This is a genomic window from Acaryochloris marina MBIC11017 (genome assembly GCF_000018105.1).
Classification (GTDB): Bacteria; Cyanobacteriota; Cyanobacteriia; order Thermosynechococcales; family Thermosynechococcaceae; genus Acaryochloris; species Acaryochloris marina.
Genome location: NC_009925.1, coordinates 5,412,856 through 5,434,221, shown reverse-complemented (window position 1 = coordinate 5,434,221; position 21,366 = coordinate 5,412,856). Strand labels below are relative to the sequence as shown.

Annotated in this window: 20 protein-coding genes; 8 read left to right on the top strand and 12 right to left on the bottom strand. The window is 46.8% G+C overall.

All coding sequences use genetic code 11. The annotated features are described in order from the left end of the window. Position 1: 1 nt before the first annotated feature. Complete coding sequence (locus AM1_RS24325; protein WP_041660383.1) at positions 2-1,162, bottom strand: murein hydrolase activator EnvC family protein; 1,161 nt, start codon at positions 1,160-1,162, stop codon at positions 2-4. Positions 1,163-1,537: 375 nt separating this feature from the next. Here AM1_RS24325 and aroB point away from each other — a divergent pair, with 375 nt between their 5' ends. Further along, positions 1,538-2,656: a 3-dehydroquinate synthase gene (gene aroB, locus AM1_RS24320; protein WP_012165574.1), complete on the top strand. Its 1,119-nt coding sequence runs from the start codon at positions 1,538-1,540 to the stop codon at positions 2,654-2,656. A gap of 117 nt (positions 2,657-2,773) precedes the next feature. Here the strand turns inward: aroB and AM1_RS24315 are convergent, their stop codons facing one another. The 4 genes from AM1_RS24315 to AM1_RS24300 form a co-directional block, all read right to left on the bottom strand. Continuing rightward, complete coding sequence (locus tag AM1_RS24315) at positions 2,774-3,049, bottom strand: hypothetical protein (protein WP_012165573.1); 276 nt, start codon at positions 3,047-3,049, stop codon at positions 2,774-2,776. 51 nt (positions 3,050-3,100) lie between these two features. Next, positions 3,101-3,994, bottom strand: coding sequence for an alpha/beta fold hydrolase (locus AM1_RS24310; protein WP_010471864.1), 894 nt, complete (start codon positions 3,992-3,994; stop codon positions 3,101-3,103). Between the two features lie 207 nt (positions 3,995-4,201). Then, positions 4,202-4,543: a DUF1815 family protein gene (locus AM1_RS24305; RefSeq protein ID WP_010471865.1), complete on the bottom strand. Its 342-nt coding sequence runs from the start codon at positions 4,541-4,543 to the stop codon at positions 4,202-4,204. Positions 4,544-4,803: 260 nt separating this feature from the next. Further along, on the bottom strand, positions 4,804-6,162 hold the full coding sequence (locus AM1_RS24300) for an ABC transporter ATP-binding protein (RefSeq protein ID WP_012165572.1): 1,359 nt from the start codon (positions 6,160-6,162) through the stop codon (positions 4,804-4,806). Between the two features lie 108 nt (positions 6,163-6,270). Between AM1_RS24300 and AM1_RS24295 the strand changes: the two genes are divergently transcribed. Then, positions 6,271-7,746: a TM0106 family RecB-like putative nuclease gene (locus AM1_RS24295; protein WP_012165571.1), complete on the top strand. Its 1,476-nt coding sequence runs from the start codon at positions 6,271-6,273 to the stop codon at positions 7,744-7,746. A gap of 3 nt (positions 7,747-7,749) precedes the next feature. Here the strand turns inward: AM1_RS24295 and proC are convergent, their stop codons facing one another. The 6 genes from proC to AM1_RS24265 all read right to left on the bottom strand — a co-directional run bounded on the left by proC (position 7,750) and on the right by AM1_RS24265 (position 13,518). Continuing rightward, positions 7,750-8,565, bottom strand: coding sequence for a pyrroline-5-carboxylate reductase (gene proC, locus AM1_RS24290; protein ID WP_012165570.1), 816 nt, complete (start codon positions 8,563-8,565; stop codon positions 7,750-7,752). Positions 8,566-8,678: 113 nt separating this feature from the next. After that, complete coding sequence (locus tag AM1_RS24285; protein ID WP_012165569.1) at positions 8,679-9,275, bottom strand: cell division protein SepF; 597 nt, start codon at positions 9,273-9,275, stop codon at positions 8,679-8,681. Positions 9,276-9,773: 498 nt separating this feature from the next. Continuing rightward, positions 9,774-10,460, bottom strand: coding sequence for a YggS family pyridoxal phosphate-dependent enzyme (locus tag AM1_RS24280; protein ID WP_012165568.1), 687 nt, complete (start codon positions 10,458-10,460; stop codon positions 9,774-9,776). Further along, the gene (gene pipX / locus AM1_RS24275; RefSeq protein ID WP_012165567.1) at positions 10,460-10,729 is read right to left on the bottom strand and encodes a transcriptional coactivator PipX; all 270 of its coding nucleotides are present in this window, start codon (positions 10,727-10,729) and stop codon (positions 10,460-10,462) included. The genes AM1_RS24280 and pipX overlap by 1 nt, the downstream gene beginning before the upstream one ends. 379 nt (positions 10,730-11,108) lie before the next feature. Beyond that, positions 11,109-12,521 (bottom strand): anthranilate synthase component I, encoded by a 1,413-nt coding sequence (locus tag AM1_RS24270; protein WP_012165566.1) that lies wholly within the window; start codon positions 12,519-12,521, stop codon positions 11,109-11,111. A 22-nt stretch (positions 12,522-12,543) separates the two neighbouring features. Beyond that, complete coding sequence (locus AM1_RS24265; protein ID WP_012165565.1) at positions 12,544-13,518, bottom strand: energy-coupling factor transporter transmembrane component T family protein; 975 nt, start codon at positions 13,516-13,518, stop codon at positions 12,544-12,546. Between the two features lie 242 nt (positions 13,519-13,760). Between AM1_RS24265 and AM1_RS24260 the strand changes: the two genes are divergently transcribed. The 5 genes from AM1_RS24260 (at position 13,761) to AM1_RS24240 (ending at position 20,133) form a co-directional block, all read left to right on the top strand. Next, positions 13,761-14,357, top strand: coding sequence for a pseudouridine synthase (locus AM1_RS24260; protein WP_012165564.1), 597 nt, complete (start codon positions 13,761-13,763; stop codon positions 14,355-14,357). 229 nt (positions 14,358-14,586) lie between these two features. Continuing rightward, on the top strand, positions 14,587-16,686 hold the full coding sequence (locus AM1_RS24255) for a serine/threonine phosphatase (protein ID WP_012165563.1): 2,100 nt from the start codon (positions 14,587-14,589) through the stop codon (positions 16,684-16,686). A 41-nt stretch (positions 16,687-16,727) separates the two neighbouring features. Continuing rightward, positions 16,728-17,954: an FHA domain-containing serine/threonine-protein kinase gene (locus AM1_RS24250; RefSeq protein ID WP_012165562.1), complete on the top strand. Its 1,227-nt coding sequence runs from the start codon at positions 16,728-16,730 to the stop codon at positions 17,952-17,954. Positions 17,955-18,065: 111 nt separating this feature from the next. Next, positions 18,066-19,445 carry a glycoside hydrolase 100 family protein gene (locus AM1_RS24245; RefSeq protein ID WP_012165561.1) on the top strand — a complete coding sequence of 460 codons (1,380 nt, stop codon included), beginning with the start codon at positions 18,066-18,068 and terminating at the stop codon, positions 19,443-19,445. 88 nt (positions 19,446-19,533) lie between these two features. Further along, positions 19,534-20,133: a hypothetical protein gene (locus tag AM1_RS24240; RefSeq protein ID WP_041660362.1), complete on the top strand. Its 600-nt coding sequence runs from the start codon at positions 19,534-19,536 to the stop codon at positions 20,131-20,133. 24 nt (positions 20,134-20,157) lie between these two features. Here the strand turns inward: AM1_RS24240 and msrA are convergent, their stop codons facing one another. Continuing rightward, complete coding sequence (msrA, locus tag AM1_RS24235) at positions 20,158-20,769, bottom strand: peptide-methionine (S)-S-oxide reductase MsrA (RefSeq protein WP_012165559.1); 612 nt, start codon at positions 20,767-20,769, stop codon at positions 20,158-20,160. A 170-nt stretch (positions 20,770-20,939) separates the two neighbouring features. On the opposite strand from msrA, the gene AM1_RS24230 reads away from it, so the two are divergent. Beyond that, the gene (locus tag AM1_RS24230; RefSeq protein ID WP_238549061.1) at positions 20,940-21,269 is read left to right on the top strand and encodes a hypothetical protein; all 330 of its coding nucleotides are present in this window, start codon (positions 20,940-20,942) and stop codon (positions 21,267-21,269) included. Positions 21,270-21,366 lie beyond the last annotated feature (97 nt).

The following is a 21,366-nucleotide window of genomic DNA, read 5'->3' as shown; positions in this document are numbered from 1 at the left end:
CTTACAAGTAGGCCAACGGCTCCGTGGGTTCGCCTTGTACTCGAACTTCAAAATGGAGGTGAGGGCCAGTAGACAAACCTGTTGAACCCACTGCAGCAATGGTTTGCCCCCGTTGGACGCCCTGGCCGACGGTGACATAGAGTTCACTACAGTGTCCATAGAGGGTCGTTAACCCATTGCCATGGTCGATAATGACAGCATTTCCATAGCCGCCATACCATTCCGCTACAATCACAGTGCCGCTATCTGATGCAAAAATGGGTGCGCCTGTGGGTGCGCCAAAATCAGTCCCCGCATGAAATCGTCCCGTTCCAAAAATGGGATGGGAGCGATAGCCAAAATTACTCGTAATGGGACCAACCACGGGTCGGACCATTTGTCCCGTCCCTAAAATTTGCTGAAAGCCAGGTGCATTGGAGCGGAAAGCCACTTGTTGTTCAGCGATGCGCTGGGCAATCACCTGAGAAATATTGTTAACATCTCGGGAGAGTTGCTGTTCTGCTGCCTGTAAAGCGCGTCGATCGCTTTTTAACCGGGTGACCAATTGACTTTGAACAGAGGCTTGAGCTTTGAAATTGGCTTTTTGATAGAGGAGTTGTTCTGATAACAGGGAAATTTGGTTTTTCTGGATCTCTGCTAACAGCTTTTTGTCGTTAATCTTTTCTTTCTCATCTTTGAGGGCCAGTAGGGACGTGCGATCGGATTTATAAACGAGTTGCAGTTGATACCGGCGATCTAGCAGTTCTTCTATGGATTTACTCTGTAAGAGAGCCACCCAGGTACTGGAATCTCGTTGTCGTTGTAAGACTCGGAGTCGAGCAACGGTATTGCCCTGCTTCTTTTTATAGGCCGTCTCAGCTTTGGTCAAGTCTGCTTCTATCTTCTGCAGCTTGTCGTTGGCCTGCTTGAGTTTGGCTTCGTTCTCTTTGATTTGGCCTTCCGTAAACTGAATATTGCGCTCTAGCCCGCCTAATCGTTTTTTTGCTGCCCCCTCAAGATTCTCAATTTGCTGTCGTTGTTTGGTGACTTTGGAACGCTGTTCCTCAACTTGTATCCGACGTTCCTGTAGATCATTCAGATCCGACGAATTTTGAGCGAAGCTTGGGTACTCGCTAAGGGTGAAGAGAAATACAGCTAGGCATAGACCAACGATTACGCCCACTATTCTGGTCAAATCTCTTGCTGTTGAGAGATTTCTCGTTCTGGAGCTAGCGTGGAGAGAAGATCGCCGAGGCATTAGTTTTAGGAGAAGGAGTTTTAGCAAGATCTCTCAGACGTCGACTGCAATATGGGTAATCGGTGGCATCAGCTCAAGATATTGCCCCTTGGCAATGCCTTTCTTGGTTAAGGTACCCTACTCTCTGACAAGTATTTAATGGATTGGGATTCTCTTCAACAATCTCATACTTAGTTGCACCGTCGGTTGACCTGTCAAATTATCAATCGATTAAATGGGGAATAAAACTCACCCCAAAAAGTTGCTAGTGACAGAAGGGGTTCCTGTAAGGCACACTGGCAAGGGAGTTCCAGGAGTGGCATGCAGCAGACATTTATCCCCGTCCCTTTACCACAACAGCCGTATCAAATTGCGATCGCATCCGGTGGCCTCACCCAATTAGGCTCCTGGCTCCAGGATCGATCCCTGCAGTCAGTAAAGCTAGGACAGAAAGTCCTAGTCGTTTCTAACCCCCAGATTTGGAAACACTACGGGGAGATTGTCCAAGATTCTTTAGCCCAGGCGGGCTTCCAGGTTGAGCATTTTCTCTTGCCAGCAGGGGAACGCTACAAAACCCCCCGCTCTATTCAAAAGATTTACGATTATGCCCTGGACCTGAAACTAGAGCGCTCGTCCACCCTTGTCGCCCTTGGGGGAGGTGTGATTGGTGATATGACGGGGTTTGCAGCCGCGACCTGGTTGCGTGGCATTAACTTTGTCCAAGTTCCCACAAGTTTGTTGGCCATGGTTGATGCCTCCATTGGCGGTAAAACTGGTGTCAATCATCCGAAGGGGAAAAACTTGATTGGGGCATTTTATCAGCCTCGGTTGGTTTTGATCGATCCCGATACCTTAAAAACCTTGGCCAGCCGAGAATTTAGGGCGGGAATGGCTGAGGTGATTAAATATGGTGTGATTTGGGATCTAGAGCTGTTTGAGGTGTTGGAGGGTTGCGATCGCACCAACCAATACCGTTACATGCCCCCGCATATCCTCACAGAAATTCTCACCCGCTCCGCTCAAGCCAAAGCAGATGTCGTCACTCAGGACGAAAAAGAAGCTGGGCTTAGGGCTATCCTTAACTACGGTCATACCATTGGCCATGCGATTGAAAGTCTAACGGGGTACCGTTTGTTTAATCATGGCGAGGCCGTTGCTTTAGGCATGGTAGCTGCTGCCGATATCGCCGTCCAACTAGATTGGTGGTCTGTTGAAGACGCGCAACGTCAGCACCAACTGATTCAGAAAACCGGATTACCCACTGAACTCCCGGCTGACTTTGCCATTGAAGCTGTGGCAGATGTGCTGCTGACGGATAAAAAAGTCAAAGACGGCAAAGTCCGGTTTATCTTGCCCACTCAGCTCGGTAAGATTGACATCACGGATCAGGTGCCAGGACAGGTGATCGTAAGTGCCCTAAAAGGAATGATAGGGCAATAGTTTAGATAAGAGAGAGCTCAACAATGACAGCAACTCTAGTTAGCTAGGAAGAAAATAGAGTAAACAGCCCTGGATAACGCTTATGGGTGGAGTTTTGACGATGTAATAGTGATTAAGTTAATTATCTGTTTGTTCTTTAGCATAAAAATTGCATGTAGCTTCAACCGCTTCTTTCAGGGTAGAGCATTCAATTTCAATATCCGTGTTTCCTAAACCAGGAAGCGCAGCAACCCAAGATTCAGAGTTTTTCCAGATCATAAAGCTATTAGTGTAAATGGGTATCTCTCCATTACCCTGGATACTTTCCCCACCTAGAAAATCGCCGTTCGAACGTTCGTAATTTGCTTTAAGACCTGCTTGGGTCAACGCAAGTAAGGCTTCTTGCCGATCCATTGTTTTGAAATAGCTCCTTGGTTCCAGGCAATTAGCTGAAAGATTTTTAACCTAGCTAAAAGCAGGCTTACTCTGACGCAGAAAATCTAGTAGCTCTCGATTCACAATTTTGGGAACTTCCTGCTGAATCCAATGGCCGCATTCAGGAACAAACTTGAGGCGAAATGGAGCCTGTACAAACCGCTCAAAACCCAGTGCTAAGTTGGGGCTTAAAACTGTGTCATCTTCTCCCCACAACACCAAAGTAGGGACTTGGATGGGCAACAGTTTGCGATCCGAATTGGACAACCAGTCTTGGGGAGACAGCAACTGCCGATAATAGTTAATCGCGGCAGACAGGACTCCACGTTTTTCTAGGGCAGCCTGATAAATCCCTAAAGTTTCAGAAGAGAAGGCCGCTTTGCGAATGGCTTGTTTCTGGAACCAGTCCTGGAGAAATTGGCGCAGATTGGATTGAATGAGCCATTCCGGTAGCCCCGGGATCTGGAAAGCCAACAGATACCAGCTGCGGCGAAGCTGATCAAGATTGCTAGAAAACTCTCGAAACAATCGTTGGGGATGAGGCGCATTTAAGAGAACTAAGTTCTGTAAATATTGGGGAAATTTTTGAGCCAAGTTCCAGGCAATCATTCCGCCTGTGTCATGACCAACGATATGAGCACAGCGATAGCCTAAGTTCTGGATTAAACCAACAATATCCTCGCTGAGGGTGTCGATATCATAGCCGCTCGACGGTTTGTCTGAATCGTTGTACCCCCGTAGATCAGGGACCACAACCTTGAAATGACGGGCTAGAACTGGAAGCTGATACCGCCAAGAGTACCAAAACTCAGGAAATCCATGGAGAAGAATAACTAAATCGCCTTCACCTTGGGTGACATAGTGGAGCCGAATCTTATTGGTTTGAATAAACTGGTGTTGCCAGCCGGAACTCGCAGTGGTCATACGTTACAGTGCAACCTCAATGGGTGGTAATTGAAACATGACAGTTTGCCATTGAGCCAGTCTTGAAGGATCAAGATGGCTACACAATTTACCCCCTGCTAACTAGGTATACAGCGTAACATTTCACCAACGAATTTGGACTAAATCATCGACTGAACAAGTCCAAGATGGGGACAAATTTGACAAATGAGGTAAATAAATTAAGGATTATGACTCGGCCAGCACAGATGATGGGCTCTGGGCGGGTTGCTCATACTTGATTAAGTTGGCTAATTCTTGCAATTGGCTAATGGCTTCAGCCCCTTCCAACTTCATGAGTTCACGGTCATCTCGCATTTCGGTCCAGGTGATTCCATAGTCGGACACTAAAAACCGAATCAGATGATTTTCTCCTAAACTCACCATGAAGGAGGCACTGTTCATTTGGCCACCGCAGGTATAGCAAGACGCCACGTATCCTCGACGCTCTAGCACAATCGCTAGGGCCTGGAGGTTCATGACTAAGTCTCGAACAAATTCACGGTGTTGATTGGCTAACCGGACAAACACAGGATTACCCTTCTGAGTGAGTACACATTCTAGCTTGGTTAATGGTTATTGACATGCGCTGTTTCCCCCTCGACTAAACTTCTCCTTACTATTGTTCCCAAGTGCGTTAGTTGCCCTATCGAGCAAACGCCTTGCTTCTCATCGCCCAAAAGTAAGGCATAACCCGAAGATGCTGGGAGGTAACTTAATTGAGCCCCGCCTCAAGTTCCGTATTCGACAACACAGAGTAAAAGAAAGTACAGATGGAAAACGATAAAAAGCTAATGGGTTGGGGCTGGTAAATGACTGGGGCGGATTGCCGCTTCAGTCTGTTGATCAAACAAGTGAATCTTGTCTAGTTGAACCGAGAACCATAGCTGCTCGCCAAGGCTGACTTGCTGATAAGGATTGATGCGGGCAATTAATGGGGCAGGTGCATGGGCCATTTGACTGTTCTGGGTCAACTGTAAAGACAGATAGGTTTCATGGCCTAAAGCTTCAACCAGTTCGACTTGGGTGGGAATATTGCTGGAATTGGGAGATGCTAGATCCAGATGTTCTGGGCGGATCCCTAAGGTTAGGGTTTGGCCTTGATAATTCTGGAGGACCATTTCCCACACTTCTGGTAGGGTGAGGGTGAATTGTGGATGTTGTAAGCTTCGAGACGATCGAACCTGGACGGAGATAAAGTTCATGGGGGGAGAACCAATGAACTGGGCTACAAATCGGTTAATCGGCTGGTTATAGAGTTCTAAAGGGCTAGCAATTTGCTGAATTTGGCCAGCATTCATAACGGCAATTCGATCCCCCATGGTCATGGCTTCCGTTTGGTCATGGGTAACATAGACTGTTGTTGTTCCGAGTTGTCGCTGGAGTTTGACGATCTGAGCCCGAGTTTGAGTCCGTAGCTTGGCGTCTAGGTTAGATAGGGGTTCATCCATCAAAAAAACTTGGGGATCACGAGCCATGGCTCGTCCCAAGGCCACTCGTTGCTTTTGCCCCCCGGAAAGTTGCTTGGGCAGGCGGTCCAGTAAAGTCTCAATTTGTAAGATTTCGGCAACTTGATGGACGGTCTGTTCAATTAATTTTTCTCGCTTGGAGCGATATCTGAAGGGCTTGGGTAATATTCGGGTCGCGGATACTAAGCCAGATTCCAGTTTTCTTCGCAGGGATGCAGAAATAGAATGCCGTTTAGGGTCTCGCTGAGATTGGGTACGACGCAGACCAAAGGCCAAATTGTTATAGACGCTCATGTGGGGATAAAGGGCGTAACTTTGAAACACCATGGCGATGTCTCGTGCTTTTGGGGGGAGGTGATTGATTTTGCGATCGCCAATCCTGATACTGCCCCCGGTTAAGTCCTCTAATCCTGCAATCAGGCGTAAGAGCGTGCTTTTCCCACATCCTGAGGGACCCACCAGCACCATAAACTCCCCATCTTCAACGGAAAAATTGATGTGGCGCAATATGGTAACGGTATCGCTTTTGGTATCGTCCTTAGATTTAGGCTGAGTGGAGGTTGTTGAACTTAAACTGGGGTCAACGGACGTGGGATTGGCTGTGCGATCACCTTTACGAGCCGGGAAACTTTTGTAGACATCCTCAAAGATAACCTGAGCCACGACAACATCGGTATCCATTACATCGCTCTCAGCCTATTGTGCTGCTCGATATCAGTCAAGGGAATTTACCGGTCAACCAGAAGTATTTGTTAAGATTCCTTCAGGGAAATCCATTATTGTGTCTGCATGCTGCTGACCGCCCAATTATTATTGAGTTACCAGCGTTGTCATCGACAAGCGTATCTGGATGTCTATGAAGACAAAACTCAAAAATCTGCGCCCAGTGATTTTCTCAACAAACTTCGGCAAGATCGCCTTGAGCATCAACAGACCTTTTTCGCTCGCCACTCCTGGGTTCAACCGGACTATCCCAGATATGACTGGAAAGCCGGGGCCCAAGCAACCTTAGCCCTGATGCAGGCTGGCACTCCCTATATTCGGCGGGGCGTCCTCTGGATAGAACAAGGCAATGGCGTTGCCTTGCAAAGTATTCCCGATCTCCTCACTAAAATCGAGGGAACCTCAGACTTTGGAGATTGGCGGTATGTCCCAACAGATATTCGCTTGAGTAAGCGTCCCAAGTTGGAATATCAAATCTTGGCAACCTTTCATGCTCACCTGTTGGCGAACATACAAGGGGTTTGGCCAGAGGAGTCCTATCTGTACTTGCGGGAACGAGGGCTTTATTCAGTTAATTTGACGATTAACCAGCCCAAGCTTGATCAATTACTCCTTGAACTCATCGAGACAATCCAGACGCAACAAGAACCCGAAGTTTTTATTGTTAGTAATCGATGCAGCTTGTGTGGGTGGCTATCCCACTGCTACCAAATTGCTCAACAAGAACAACATTTATCCTTATTGCCAGGGGTTACCCCCAGTCGATATCCCATCCTCCAAGCTCACAATTTAGCGAGCGTAAAAGATTTAGCATTCGCGAATCCCATCCAATTAGCTGAGGTAACAGGATTTGGTCGAGAGGTTGCCAATAAACTGATTTGTCAGGCCCAGGCGTTTGCCAACCAGGCTCCTGTAGTGTTTGCTGCCAGTGAGGTCAGCGCAATCGCTGCCCAAATTTCCCCTGCTCCCATCGAACTCTATTTTGATATCGAAGCTGAACCCAGTCTCAATTTGGCCTATCTGCATGGGGTATTGGTCGTAGATCGAGAAAACCAAACTGAGACCTTTTATCCCCTCTTAGCCGATCAACCTCACCAGGAAGAGCAAGCATGGCAGCAGTTCTTAGATTTAGTGCTGGCCTATCCCCAAGCGCCGATTTACCATTTTTGCGCCTACGAAGTTCAAACCGTTGAACGCTTAGCAGCCTTGTATGGTAGCCCCGATACAATAATTCAGCCTTTGCTGGAGCGATTTATTGATTTACATGCTCATGTGACCCACACGGTTGTGCTGCCCGTAGAAAGCTATACCTTGAAATTGATCGCACGATGGTTAGGGTTTCAATGGCGCAATAGCGAAGCGAATGGAGCCCAGTCCATCTATTGGTATAGTGAATGGTTGTCTACGGGCGATCGCGATTTCCTCGATACGATTGTTGAGTACAACGAGGATGATTGCCAAGCCACCTATCAAATCAAAAATTGGCTAGCAGATTTTTTGGCTTTCGAGTTAACAACGCCAGCCTTACAGTCCCCATGGTAGGTTTTAGCCTTGACCAAGTTCACAGGAACGATGGTAAGCGGCCTGAACAGCTTTGACCAGGGCTGATCGAAGTCCCGCTTGCTCTAAAGCCGCAACTCCAGCGATCGTTGTACCACCTGGACTCGTAACCTGATCCTTGAGTTGGGCTGGGTGCAGTCCCGTTTCATCCACTAATTTGGCCGTACCCAAAAGGGTTTGTAAGGCTAATTGAGCGGCAATGGGGCGAGGCAAACCGACAGAAACGCCGCCATCCGTGAGGGCTTCCAGCACCAAGGCGACATAAGCTGGCCCTGATCCCGACAACCCGGTGACTGCATCCATCAATGATTCAGGTACGGTAACCGTTTGCCCAACGGCGCCAAAGAGCTGATGAGCGAGATCTAGGTGAGTCTGATGTGCATGGTTACCCGCTGCGATCGCAGCTATTCCAGCCCCAACTGTAGCCGGTGTGTTTGGCATAACTCGAATCACAGGGGATCCTGGAAAAGCTGCTTCTAACGTCCCTAAAGTTACCCCCGCCAAAATAGAAAGGATTAAACATCCAGCGGGTATGGATGATGCGAGGGGAACAGCGACCTTTGCAAATATTTGGGGTTTGATGGCCAACAGCAAGACCCGAGCGTTGGAGGCAACCGCATCATTAAGGGTAGATCCCTGAATCTGATAGCGACCGATTAGAACCTCTAATCGCTCTTTGGAGATATCACTTACTTGAATCTGCTTTGGTGAACAGATTTTTTGGGAAAGCAGCCGTGACAAAATGGCTTCAGCCATAACACCACCGCCAATGATGCCAAGCTGATCGCGAAACTGACTCACTAAAACACCCCTAAACTGATGGCAGAAACAATGCACCAGTCTACCAAAGCTTAGTCGAGATTCCTTGCTGTATTTAGTTTTTCGAAAAACCCAAAGTGGCCATCTCTGGCTATTTACTGGGCAATAGCCTGGTTCATCTGCATATCATTTTTCCAAGATGCAGTGGTTGTTGGACGTGAAAAATGAGGTGTAGTAGGTGCTTCATGAACGACACCCAGATGGGTGCTGACCTGAACACAATTAGGGGTGAATAGGAAGATGCTATCTCCAACACGCTCTTGGTGGCCGTCAATGGTATAAGTTGCACCTGCCACAAAATCCACGGCTCGCTGAGCCTGAATAGGTTCCATCATCGTTAGATTGAGAACCACAGACTTACGTTCACGTAAAGCTTGGATGACTTGAGGCATTTCTTCGAATGCTCGTGGCTCCATCACTAAAACCTCAGTGGTAGATCCCCATAAGCGGCTGGCACCGGGCATACCTACAACATTGCTAGTATTAGAATTCACTTGAGACCCCTGTTCTTTCTCAGATTGACTGTTCAACGTTTCACCCACTTCAACGGGCTCTTCGGAGTACTCTGCTGAATAAGAATGATCCGAATACCCATCGTTTTGAATTTCGTCATATTCATCAACGTAATCATAATCGTCATCCGACTCTGGGATGCCGACGAAATCCTTTAATCTGCCAAATAAACTGCTCACGAGTTGGGCTCCATCTATGAAGGTTTTGAGGGTATGAAGAACCTGATTTCAAGAAGACCGAGCAATAGTTCGATCTAAGGTCATCAAGGAATTTTATTCGTAAAGATCTTTATTAAATTTAGATCTTCTCATCAAACTTGGATTTGTTTGATTTGTCAATACCACTGTCGCCTTAATTACCAAGATTGATCTTTAGAAAAAATCAGCTCTTTGCGACAAATCCCATGGTATGGAAAATTTAGATTGAATTATACATCAATGATCTAATTGCAAATCAGCAATTCGAGTGTTGAAACTAAAGTTTAAATTAAGAAATCATTTCCTTTACATAACCTATGAAATTGTCATCTTTTACAGAGGCTTCCTATTCGCATTGTCATTCAGATGGATACGGTCTCTTTGAATAGAATAGTGATTCGCCCCGGAAAAACTTGTGAAGACCCTCTTGTTTGTAGTGTTCAGAATTTAGTCATCAGTCTCACCACATAGAAGTATGGCCTAGGGCAGAGGCCGATCCCCGAAAAGACGCCGGCCTACTCGAACCATTGTGGCACCAGCCTGAACGGCCAACTGATAATCATTAGACATCCCCATGGACAGCTCATGTAAGGTGAAATCCTCTGGGAACTGCTGGGTAATGTCTTGAGCTAACTGTTGAGTTTCATGAAAAGCATTTAAGATTTCATGGCTCGATAACCCCATCGGTAATATCGTCATTAATCCCCGCCAGTGAAGATGGGCACAGGCTTTTAACGCAGGTAGATCGGCTTTAAGACCAGCAAACGTCCAACCAAATTTGTCAGGATCTGGGAGAGGTTTGACTTGAAGACATAACTGAGGTGAATGCTGCTCTGATTCAACCAGCCGATTGAGGCGTTGGGCTAAAGCTAAGCTATCTACCGAGTGAATCCAGTCGAAGTGACGAACCGCCAGTTTGGCTTTATTGCTTTGAAGGTGACCAATGAGATGCCAAGTGAGTTCTGAGAGATCTTGTAGCTCTGCTTGTTTCTGAATCGCTTCCTGTACCCGGCTTTCGCCAAAGTCGCGTAAACCTGCATCATAGGCCTCTCGGATCAATGCAGCCGGCATATATTTAGATACAGCAATCAGGCGAACGGATCCCGGCAAGGATCGTTGAATAGAGATGACTCGATCCTTGAGGGTCAATGGCTGCGGAGAAGGCATTATTGAAAAGTTTGTTGGTGAACAAGCTGAAGTTGGTCGTAGTCTTGGCGAGTACCCGATCGCCTAAGGAGTCTGAGACGACTTTCTACGGCGACTTTGGCCTCTTGTCGAGTAATGGGAGAAAACTCTAACTGCTCTGCAGATGTGGAGACTAAAAAAAATAACCGTTGGGCATAAAGTGTGGTGTACAACGCACTCTTAGCATCAATCACGCAAAGACTGTAGAGTAGACCAAAAGTTGGATGATTAAGATACGTTTCAGTGATCATTCGCGTGTAAGGGAGAGGCCAAAGCAGTAGGAGTGATTTTATAGAACGATAACTACTCCCTAGAACAATGCTGTGGGTCCTGTCTAAATAGCTTTGTTTCTAAAGGATAGGGCAGTTTTAAGCAATGTCAGTTTTCAGGTCTTGATAATGGAGTGACTTGGAATAGATGAAGTTATTTTGTCAAAGTAAAAAAAGATCACTAACTTTCCAAAGATGATTGTGCTTTCTTCGTAAATTTCGCCAAGTCTAGAAAATTTGAAATTGTCGTCTATTATACTGGACGTCCTTTGCGAAATGTCGACTGCTTTTTGAGTAGATTTACTCAGTCTTAAACTAAACTCCTTACCCAACACATTTTTAAGAAATTACTTCTAAATAATCAAACTAGATTGACTGAACTTACGGCTTGAATGGCTTCCACTTGAGCTTTAGCTTTTTGTAAAGATTCAAACCATTCTTGCTCAGGATCACTATCGGCTACAATCCCAGCCCCCACTTGTCCCCAAATCATAGAAGACTGGATGGAACTTTTGGGGTCACTGCTAGGAGGATGTATGGGAGTAATCAGTAAGGTTCGGATTAAAATGTTCAGATCTAGCTGCCCCCGATAGTCTAAATACCCACAGGATCCATAGAATAAACTCCGTCGATAAGGTTCTAGCGTTTCAATAATTTCCATACACCGGACCTTAGGGCAGCCAGTAATGGTACCTCCTGGGAAGACTGATCGAATCAACTCAACCGCAGAACGATTGGGTCGCAGGGTACCAACAATATTGCTAACTAGATGAATGACATGACTGTAGTATTCAAGGGCTAGGAATTCATTTACGGCAACTGATCCCCAGTTACAGACTCGACCGAGGTCATTACGTTCAAGATCCACTAGCATGGTATGCTCAGCTCTTTCTTTTAAGTTCTCCTTTAAGGCATGAGCTAATTGTTGATCCTCTTCGAGGGTGATTCCCCGGGCGCGAGTCCCAGCAATTGGACGAGTCTCGGCTTGTGTTCCTTTAAGTCGAACAAGCCGTTCTGGTGAACAACTGACGACCGATCCCCATGGAGTTTGCCAATAGCTGGCAAAGGGAGAGGGATTGATCGTTTGCAGTTGCTGGTAGAGCTGCCAGGGATCGGCGTCGGCCTTGACCGAAAAACGAGTGGAGAGATTGGCCTGGAAAATGTCTCCAGCCTGAATATGGGCTAAGGCCTGTCGTACCATCGCTTCATACTCAACTTGATTTGTCAGAAACTGAAAGTCTATTGCCTTAAATGATGGAATGATTGGATGTGGAGTGTAGGATACTAGCTGGTGTTCTAGGTGATCTAAATGGTGGGGATCGCTGGCTGCAAGCCAGAGGATTTGCTGTTGATGATCCAAAATCGCAAAGTTTTCAGGTTCGTACCAAAAGGCTACAGGGAATGGCAGGGGATCAGGTTTAAGGTGGGGTAAACGTTCGATTTCCCAAGCGAGGTCATACCCCAGCCACCCTAACCACCCACCTTGAAAGGGCAAGTCATCAGGGATTCCATCTGGGGCTAAAGGCTTTTTAAGTTGTAGCTGGTGTTCCAAGAACGGTAAGATTCGCCCTAATTCTGGTGTCCATAAGCGTAAATCGCCAGCCTCACTTCGAGGGCCGCCTGCGCAAATGGAGTATTGACCGAGGGGATGGGGATAAGGGCTTTCGAGCAGGGTTGCGATCCCTTGCCCTCCAAATAAGGCTGCAAAAATATCTGTACCGCTACGTTCGAGTAGTGGCTGCGATCGCCAATACCAAGGCTTTAATTCGTCCATGTCGGATATTAACGGTATTGATTTAGGGAAGCGTTCCGACCCAGATCCGTAAGCCACAAACCAAGACGACTAAAACTAACGCCAACTGATCCATTAGCCGAATTCGGAGTTGATGCCATCTGACTTGGTGGTTGTTTGGGCTGGTAAACCCCCGTACGGTCATGGCACTAGCCACTTGCTCTGCTCGTAAAAACAAATTTTCAATGAGGCGATCCGCTAACATCAGCCAGAGTTGGAAGGCCCCCCGAACGCCTAGTTTTTTCCAATTAATAGCGCGAGTACGAATGGCTCGAATCAAATTTTGAATTTCTTCAAGGACTAGGGGCATAAAGCGAAGCGCTAAGGTTAAGGTTAGGGTGACTTCAGTGATAGGAATACGCCACCGCTTTAAGGGCTGCAATAGAACTTCAATGGCAACGGTTATTTCTTCCGGGGCCGTTGTCAAGAGATATAGAGTTGTTCCATAGATTAAGGTGAATAGCCAAGTCCCCAACCGTAACCCCAATTCTAAGGAACGACGAGTGATTCTGACGGGGCCACGATGAAAGAGGACATATTGATAGGTTGTGGGCTGAGGGAGGGGGGTAGAAAGATTGTCTTCTGAACCCTGCCAGAAGATCAGGGGTTGATACCAGGGTTGGGAGTCTTCTTGGGGAGTAGTGGGGGCTTGTGTAAATGTGAGTTCTTGCTCCGGGAGTCTGGGTTGATAGGACACTGCTAAGCCATCAGGCATTAGGGTGGTAATACTGCAAACTAATAGGCATAACAACAATAACCAGCCAATTTGCTTGCGCCAGACCCGTAATGGAATGGTTGCTGAAATGGTTAGGAGAATCAGTCCCAAGACTAAGCCAAACCGCCAGGGTAAATCTGCCAGCAATGGGGTGAGCAGAAACATCATCAGCCAAGCTAGTTTTACTCTAGGATCAAGCCGATGTAACCAAGTTCGGGGTTGTTCCAGGTAGAGCCCCAGGGGAAGAGAGCGAAGCAGATCCATCTATGGCCTTTGAGACGCGTTAATCACCAGCCTATCCTAAGTGATTTCTAGGGTGAGGAGATGTATTTGCACGATATAAATGGTGGTCTCAAGACTATACCTGTCACTAAGCTTTACTGAAGGAGCCTAGAAATGGTCTGGGCTCATGCCATAACTTGAGGTGTTTGGAAACGAGCGCTGATGTTCTATACCTATAGGGAATGTCAGATGTATTCAGTGAAATTGAAATCTAACGGACAGCAATGGCTTGGCAACATATCTTGTTCTATAAGCCCTACGGGGTCCTTAGCCAGTTTACGGATCGACAAGAAACGTCGCATCCAACGTTAAAAGAGTTTATTCCGATCCCAGATATTTATCCGGTTGGGCGATTGGATAGGGATAGTGAAGGGTTACTCTTGCTGTCCAATCATGGTGGTCTTCAGCATCAGTTATGTAATCCTAAATTTGGACATCCCCGGACTTATTGGGTTCAGGTGGAGAACATTCCCGATCAGATTGCGTTACAAAAGCTTAAGCAGGGGGTCACGATCCGAAACTATCGAACGCGGCCGACTCAAGCCTCACTGTTATCTGAGCCACCCCTATTACCCCCTCGGACTCCACCAGTCCGTTTTCGCAAGCATATCCCCACGGCATGGATGACAATGACGCTCTATGAGGGCCGAAACCGACAGGTTCGTCGGATGACGGCTGCTGTGGGGTTCCCGACCTTACGTTTGGTACGGGTTGCGATCGCACATTTGCAACTCCAGGATCTTCAGCCAGGCCAATGGCGCCACCTATCCCCCGCAGAAATCGAACAACTCCAATTCCTGACCCATGTATCTCGTCTCTAGCCCAAGAGACCAAACCCGATTCGTCGGCACACTCAAAAACATTTCAAATTTCAATCTACAGTTGAAGATAATTGTGAGTTGTATAGTGGGATCACTCAATAACAGGCTATATTTTGTCACAGCAAATGTAACAATAACTTCCGTAATTTAGCGGAGTGCAAGCCTCTAATTACTAGTTACCATTGCCATAGTTACTGTCCGCCATTCTAGGCAAACTAATTTTTTACGGATGATTAAATGTCCCCAGTGTAATTATCACAACATTGACGATCATCGTTTCTGTCAACAATGTGGCACTTCCCTGACTCAAAAACACTGTGCAAATTGTGGACATTTAGTAGATTTTGAGGTGACTCACTGTCCCCAATGTGATCATTTAACCGGCACAATCTGGTGGACGCTAATTACCCCACTGCCTAACCTCGACCCATCCCCCACCATGGCAGAGCTGTCTGCAGTCGAGACGATTCCTATGGGAGAATCTGTTGCCCTTTTGGATGAGGAGCCTTCAACAGAAGAGCTATTAGACTCAATTGAACGCTTAGTGGGTGATCAGTCTGATGGAGAAATAGATACTGTGGAACTCAGTTCCTCTGGTTCCTCGACAGCAGTGTTACAGCAGTCGAGTGACTCAAAGATTCCATCTCTGTCTCCTGCTATCCAGAGTTTTTTGGATCAGAACCCTCGATATCAGCTATTGGCATCAATGGTGCCTCAAGACCCGAAACTGGCAGAGAATGGCAATCTCGAACTCACGATTCTAGATACGCAGCCACTGCAGGTTTCTCCTCTTGCGATCATGCTGAACCAACTAGAGGGAACCATCAATCCCGCTGACATGGGGCAACCAGAAACGATTAAGGGTTTTTTGGAAGCGCAGCCTTTACCTTTCCCAATCGTTCTAGAGCCTTACTTAGCCTTGAGGCAACAGTTTCCTCTCCTACTTCCTCATGTTCATGATGCTTGGCAGTCAGAACAACAGGCGGTCATCTTATTAGAGAACCGCGCTGACTTACCCTCATTAAAGGAAGTCATTGCCGAGGGGCAGGCGAGTCCCACTCAAATTCTGTACTGGTTAGAGCAAACCCTGAACTTTGCAGTCGTTTGTGCACCCTGGCAATGCTTGCCTAGTGTTCTCAACAAAGAAAATTTGAAAGTCGATCAGGGACAAATCCTGTGCCTTCAGCAACTCCTATTTGAACCCGGTCAGTTCTGGCCCGGCAAGTCCGAAAAGGGGAGTACCTCCATCCAATCCCCGACCTGGGACGATTTAAGATATGTCTGGTTAGATTTATTGCAAGGATTAGGAGCTTCTCTTTTAGAGCAATTTCAGCCCTTGTTGGATAATTTGCAATCGGCTGAAAATGTTACCCAAGCAGAGCTGCTGGAATACTTAAATGAATTAAGTCAGCGCCTGCCTAGCCTCCAGCCCTCTATAACTCACACCCAGGCTCACCAGTCTTCAGGGGCTGAAACTGGTGCTGCGCCAACCCTGATCCTACCCAATCAGTTGGTTCATTTGGCGGCGGCAGGCCAAACCGATGATGGTCGAGATCGACATCATAATGAAGATTATTTTGCGATTGATCAGCGACTGCAACAAATTTGTAATCCCCATCAGAATCATGTGTCTGGTCAAGGCCTCTATATCCTCTGTGATGGTATGGGTGGACATGCGGGGGGAGAGATTGCGAGTTCTTTGGCCACGGAGACCCTAACGCAATATTTTCAAGCCCATTGGCAGACTGAATTCCCTGATACTGCGATTGTGAAGGACGCCATTTATGCAGCGAACCATGCTCTTTTTCAGCTGAATGAGGAGAAGGCGGGGAATAATCGGATGGGCACCACCTTAGTGATGGCGCTGGTGCAAGATACGCATATTCAAATTGCTCATGTCGGTGATAGTCGTTTATATCGCTTGACCCATCAATCCGGATTAGAGCAAATCACCGTGGACCATGAGGTGGGGCAACGAGAGATTCAACGAGGCACCGATCCTGCAGTGGCCTATGCCCGGCCAGATGCCTATCAACTCACTCAAGCCTTAGGACCTAGAGAGAATGAGGCATTAGAGCCAGATATCCAGCTCTTAACAGCATCCGAAGATACTTTATTGTTGATTTGTTCCGATGGATTAACCGATAATCACCTACTGGAAGTCCACTGTGACCAATACTTATTGCCCATGCTTAACTCTCAAGTTACCTTGCAACAAGGGGTCAATGAGCTAGTAATGCTGGCTAACGAACATAATGGTCACGACAATATAACGGTCATTGCCATCCTGATGAGAGTCCAACCTCAGCGATCTTCCCAGACCTATTAACGGGACCCTACTCATAATCCTTGACTGATTAATTTTGCAATGTGGTTACATTAACCCTTCTTGATCCCACTAATAAGGCTCCTATCAGACAATGGCTCTTCACCACGTCTAAGCAAATTAATATTGGCCGTTCTTCCGATAATCACATTGTTCTCAGAGACATACTGGTGTCTCGTTATCACCTTGAACTGCACCTGATCAAACACATAGAGTCCTCCTTTACCTGGCAAATCAAGAGTCTGGGCAGTAATGGAACGTTCGTAAACGGGAAGCTGACGAACCAGACAGAAATTAAAAATGACACGATTATTCAGCTAGGATTGACAGGCCCGATTTTGAGATTTCAGCAGCAACTTCCCCACGAGATTGAAGCCAAACGTCAATCCGCAACCACTCGCTCTCAGAGTTCTTCCTGCTCCCATTTTGGGAATTTACCTGGCAACCTTTTTTGCGTACATTGTGGTCAATCTCTGAATGTTCTCCAGACAATTGGTCCTTACGAAGTGTTGAAGGTCATTGGTATGGGGGGCATGGGAACTACATTCTTGGTGCGGCACCTGGATGATAAGAGTAGAAAACCACAGCTTCAGGTGCTCAAGGAAATGAATGCCGATATGGAAAAAATTCCTAAAGCACAGGAATTATTCAAACGGGAAGCGCGGATGTTGAGATCCTTGCAGCATGCTGGTATTCCCCGCTTGTACGATTTTTTTACCGAGAATGAAAAGCAATACCTGGTGATGGAGCTGATTCATGGCCAAGATTTAGATCGGTGGGTGAACCAACGTGGCCCATTGCCACCACATCAAGTGCTGCAATGGATGATTCAGGCCTGTGACATTTTGGACTATATTCATCATCATGACCCACCGATTATTCATCGAGATTTGAAACCCGGTAATATTTTGGTTCGGAATCGAGATAGCCAAGTTTTCATTATTGATTTTGGTGCGGTTAAAGAAGCAAGCCTCGTCCCTGGAACCCGGATTGCCGTTGAGGGTTACAGTGCTCCAGAACAGGGCTTAGGCCGTCCTACCATTCAATCGGATCTCTATGGCATTGGTGCGACGCTTTTGTTTTTGATTACTGGGCAAAGTCCATTGCAGTTCTACAAAAATCTGGGCCATGGCTATCGGATTGAATTGGCCAATATCCTCAGCATTCCCACTCAGATTAAAGCCATTATTGAAAAAGTAACCCATCCCCATCCGGATCATCGGTTCCAAAGTGCCAAAGAACTGCAGCAAGCGCTGAAAAACTGTCTTTAGCTGCTCTTTACTCGACTATTATAATCCTTCCGGCTCGATGGGTATCCTGAGTACTATCCAACGGGAGCATTCGCTTTGGAACCATGTTCCCATCAAGAACAGAGGGGCATGATGTCTGAATTACCGATTCTCCAATTGGCAGAAAAGCTGCATGAGTCTGCCATTATCTACTATCAGGAACGCCCCGTGGGCACGATTGCTGCTCAGGATCCAGAAGCGGATGCCCTGAATTACGATCAGTGCTTTGTGCGGGATTTTGTCCCTTCCGCCTTCGTCTTTTTGCTGCAGAAACGACATGATATTGTTAAAAACTTTTTGGTGGAGACCTTAGGGTTACAAAAGCAGGTTCGGCGTGTGGATGGCTTTGAGGTTCCTCTGGGACTGATGCCTGCCAGCTTTAAGGTGCAATCGGACGCAGATCGTCAATATCTCACGGCTGACTTTGGCGACCATGCGATTGGTCGAGTAACACCGATTGATTCGTGTTTGTGGTGGATTATTGTCCTGCGGGCGTATGGGAAAGCGTCTGGAGATACTGCTTTAGCGGAGGGATCTGATTTTCAGGAAGGGTTGCACCTGATTCTCAAGCTTTGTCTCAGTCCGCAGTTTGAGATGTCCCCCACTTTGTTGGTGCCTGATGCGGCCTGTATGATTGATCGCCGCATGGGGATTGATGGCCATCCGTTGGAAATCCAAGCGTTGTTTTACGGGGCATTGCGATCGGCAAGGGAGTTGTTGACACCCACTTCAGAAGGAGCGGCCTGGATTCGAAAAATTGATGAACGCTTGAAGGCGCTGAGGTTTCGGGTGCGCCACTACTATTGGCTGGATCTAGACAAACTCAATGAAATTCACCGCTATAAGGGAGATCAATTTGGGGAGTCAGTGATGAATAAGTTCAATATTTATCCTGATTCCATCCCCTACTGGCTAACGGAATGGATGCCAGACTGGGCAGGGTATTTGGCTGGAAACCTTGGCCCTAGTCGAATGGATTTTCGCTTCTTTGCCTTGGGAAATTTAATGGCGATCATCACTTCTCTGGCTGATTCGACTCAGAGTCAACAAATTATGGATTTAATTGAGCTACAGTGGGACGATTTAGTCGGGCGGATGCCCATGAAAATCTGTTTTCCGGCGGTAGAAGGGTTAGAGTGGCGGATTACGACGGGTTCGGATCCTAAAAATACCCCCTGGTCCTATCACAATGGTGGCAGCTGGCCCGTTTTGCTGTGGATGTTGATGGCGGCTGCCATTAAAACCAAACGCCAAAAATTAGGTGAACAGGCTTGGATGACTGCGTCCTACCGCTTTGAAGAAGACGAATGGCCTGAATATTATGACGGTAAGAATGGACGTTTGGTTGGTAAATCTTCGCGGAAATATCAAACCTGGACCATTGCTAGTTTTCTGTTGGCGACGTTGCTCCAAGACAATCCAGAGCAGATTGCTCCGCTTATTTTTGACGAAGAGGATAGCTCAGAAGTCTGATAGAGCTAAACTCGATTTTGTCTCATGTCTGTCCTGTTCTGACGATCGGGCATCCTTGGAATGGCGAGGATAAAAATTAAAGTTATTCATGTTCTCAGACCAAATGGGTAATATCCAAGCGGCATTTATGCGTCAAGTGAGCACCCGTGTGGGCTTATGGGTCACTGAAAAAGACGATCAAGTCCTGATTCTGGATGCAGATGTTTCTTTCCCCGGGCGTGGGATTGGACTGTGGATTCTAATGCTCTCGCTGTTGCCTTTCTTCTCCAATTTGTTCTGGGCTGATTCCAGTGGATATGACTTTTTCAATCATCAGGCGTTTATCCCGGTTCGATGTCTGATGGCGGTGTTAGGATTCTGGCTTTGGCTTCTGCAGGGAAAGGTTCTGCGATGCCATTTTGATAAAGCTCAAGATCAATATGTCATTGAACAGAACAGCTACCTCCGTCGCCAAAAAGTAGAAGGCAACTTACAGGATATTGCTAGGTGTGAAGTGATTCAGGTAGAAAAATCTGGTTGGTTTCCGATTGGTAAAAATACTTACTCGCATATTCAAGTGAATTTTATCCAGAAGTCGAGTGAAACAGCTTCCTTCACCTTTGTGGAAAGACGGAGTGAGATCGATAGGAGTATCGATACAACCTATGCACGATTCTCTGAATTTCTTGGACTGACTGCAGATGTCTAGCTTGCTTCGATAGGGGAATTTGGATTAGCTATTTTCTTCTCCCCAGAGTTTAGCGAGTCGCTGATCTCGGCCACAGCTGTACCGGTAAAAGCGATACCAATTAGAGTTGGTTTGGTAATAGTTTTGGTGATAGTCTTCTGCAGGATAAAAGGTCTCAGCGGCGACAATTTCCGTGACGATGGGCGTGGCAAATTTACCAGAGTTATCTATTTCAGCTTTAGATTTTTCGGCGAGGGCTTTTTGCTCGTCTGAATGGTAGAAGACATTGGTGCGGTATTGGTCACCGCGATCGCAAAATTGTCCCCCAGCATCCAATGGATCAACATTGGTCCAAAATGCCTCTAGTAGGGTTTCATAGCTGACTTTACTAGGGTCATATTCCACCTGTACGGATTCCGCATGACCGGTTTTTCCGGACGATACCTCTTTATAGGTAGGATTCAATTTTTTGCCGCCAGTATATCCTGATGTGGTGGAAACGACACCATCAATCACATCAAAGGGCTTCTCCATACACCAGAAACAACCGCCCGCAAAGGTGGCCTTGGCGAGGTCTTGGGCCTGAGCCGCCATACTGACGGGGCCTAGCCAAGTGATTAGAGACAATAGTGCGATCGCAAACCAACGTTTGATCATCTTTTATTCCATTCGTCATGCCTTATCTATCGTAATCAGAACTGACACAAGCAACACAATTTTGGCCTGAGATCCTCAATCACCGACTGATACTGGTATCCATAGCAGCTTTCATGAAAGAATTTGGATTGGACCATGATGTCAATTGTCTCCTTCCCTCACCAAGTACTATGGAAAATCTTGAACAAGAACTAGAAGCCCTTAGGCAAGAAAATACGCTGCTACAGGGATTAATGACGGGAGGATACGCATATTTCTTACATCACTTTATAGTTGGGCATCAGAGTGAAATGGGATTGTCTGCTGAAGCCTGCGAGAAAATTGTGGTGGATGCTTTACGGCGAGTCTTATCTACTCAAGATCGCTTTCAATGTGAGTACCTGAGCGAAATCGAGGCCATTCTCAACAAAATGACAACTGTGGTGCCCATTGAACCTTATCTGCAAAAGGTACCGCCTCCTGAAGTGCCTGATCCTCCAACAGCCAGTGACCAAAGCTAAATTTTACGTATGGTGTCAGAATCCCAACGATAATCTGCCCATAATTGACAGACATGTCTCTTGATTGGCATTTGTGGGTTAAATTGATTCCTTTATG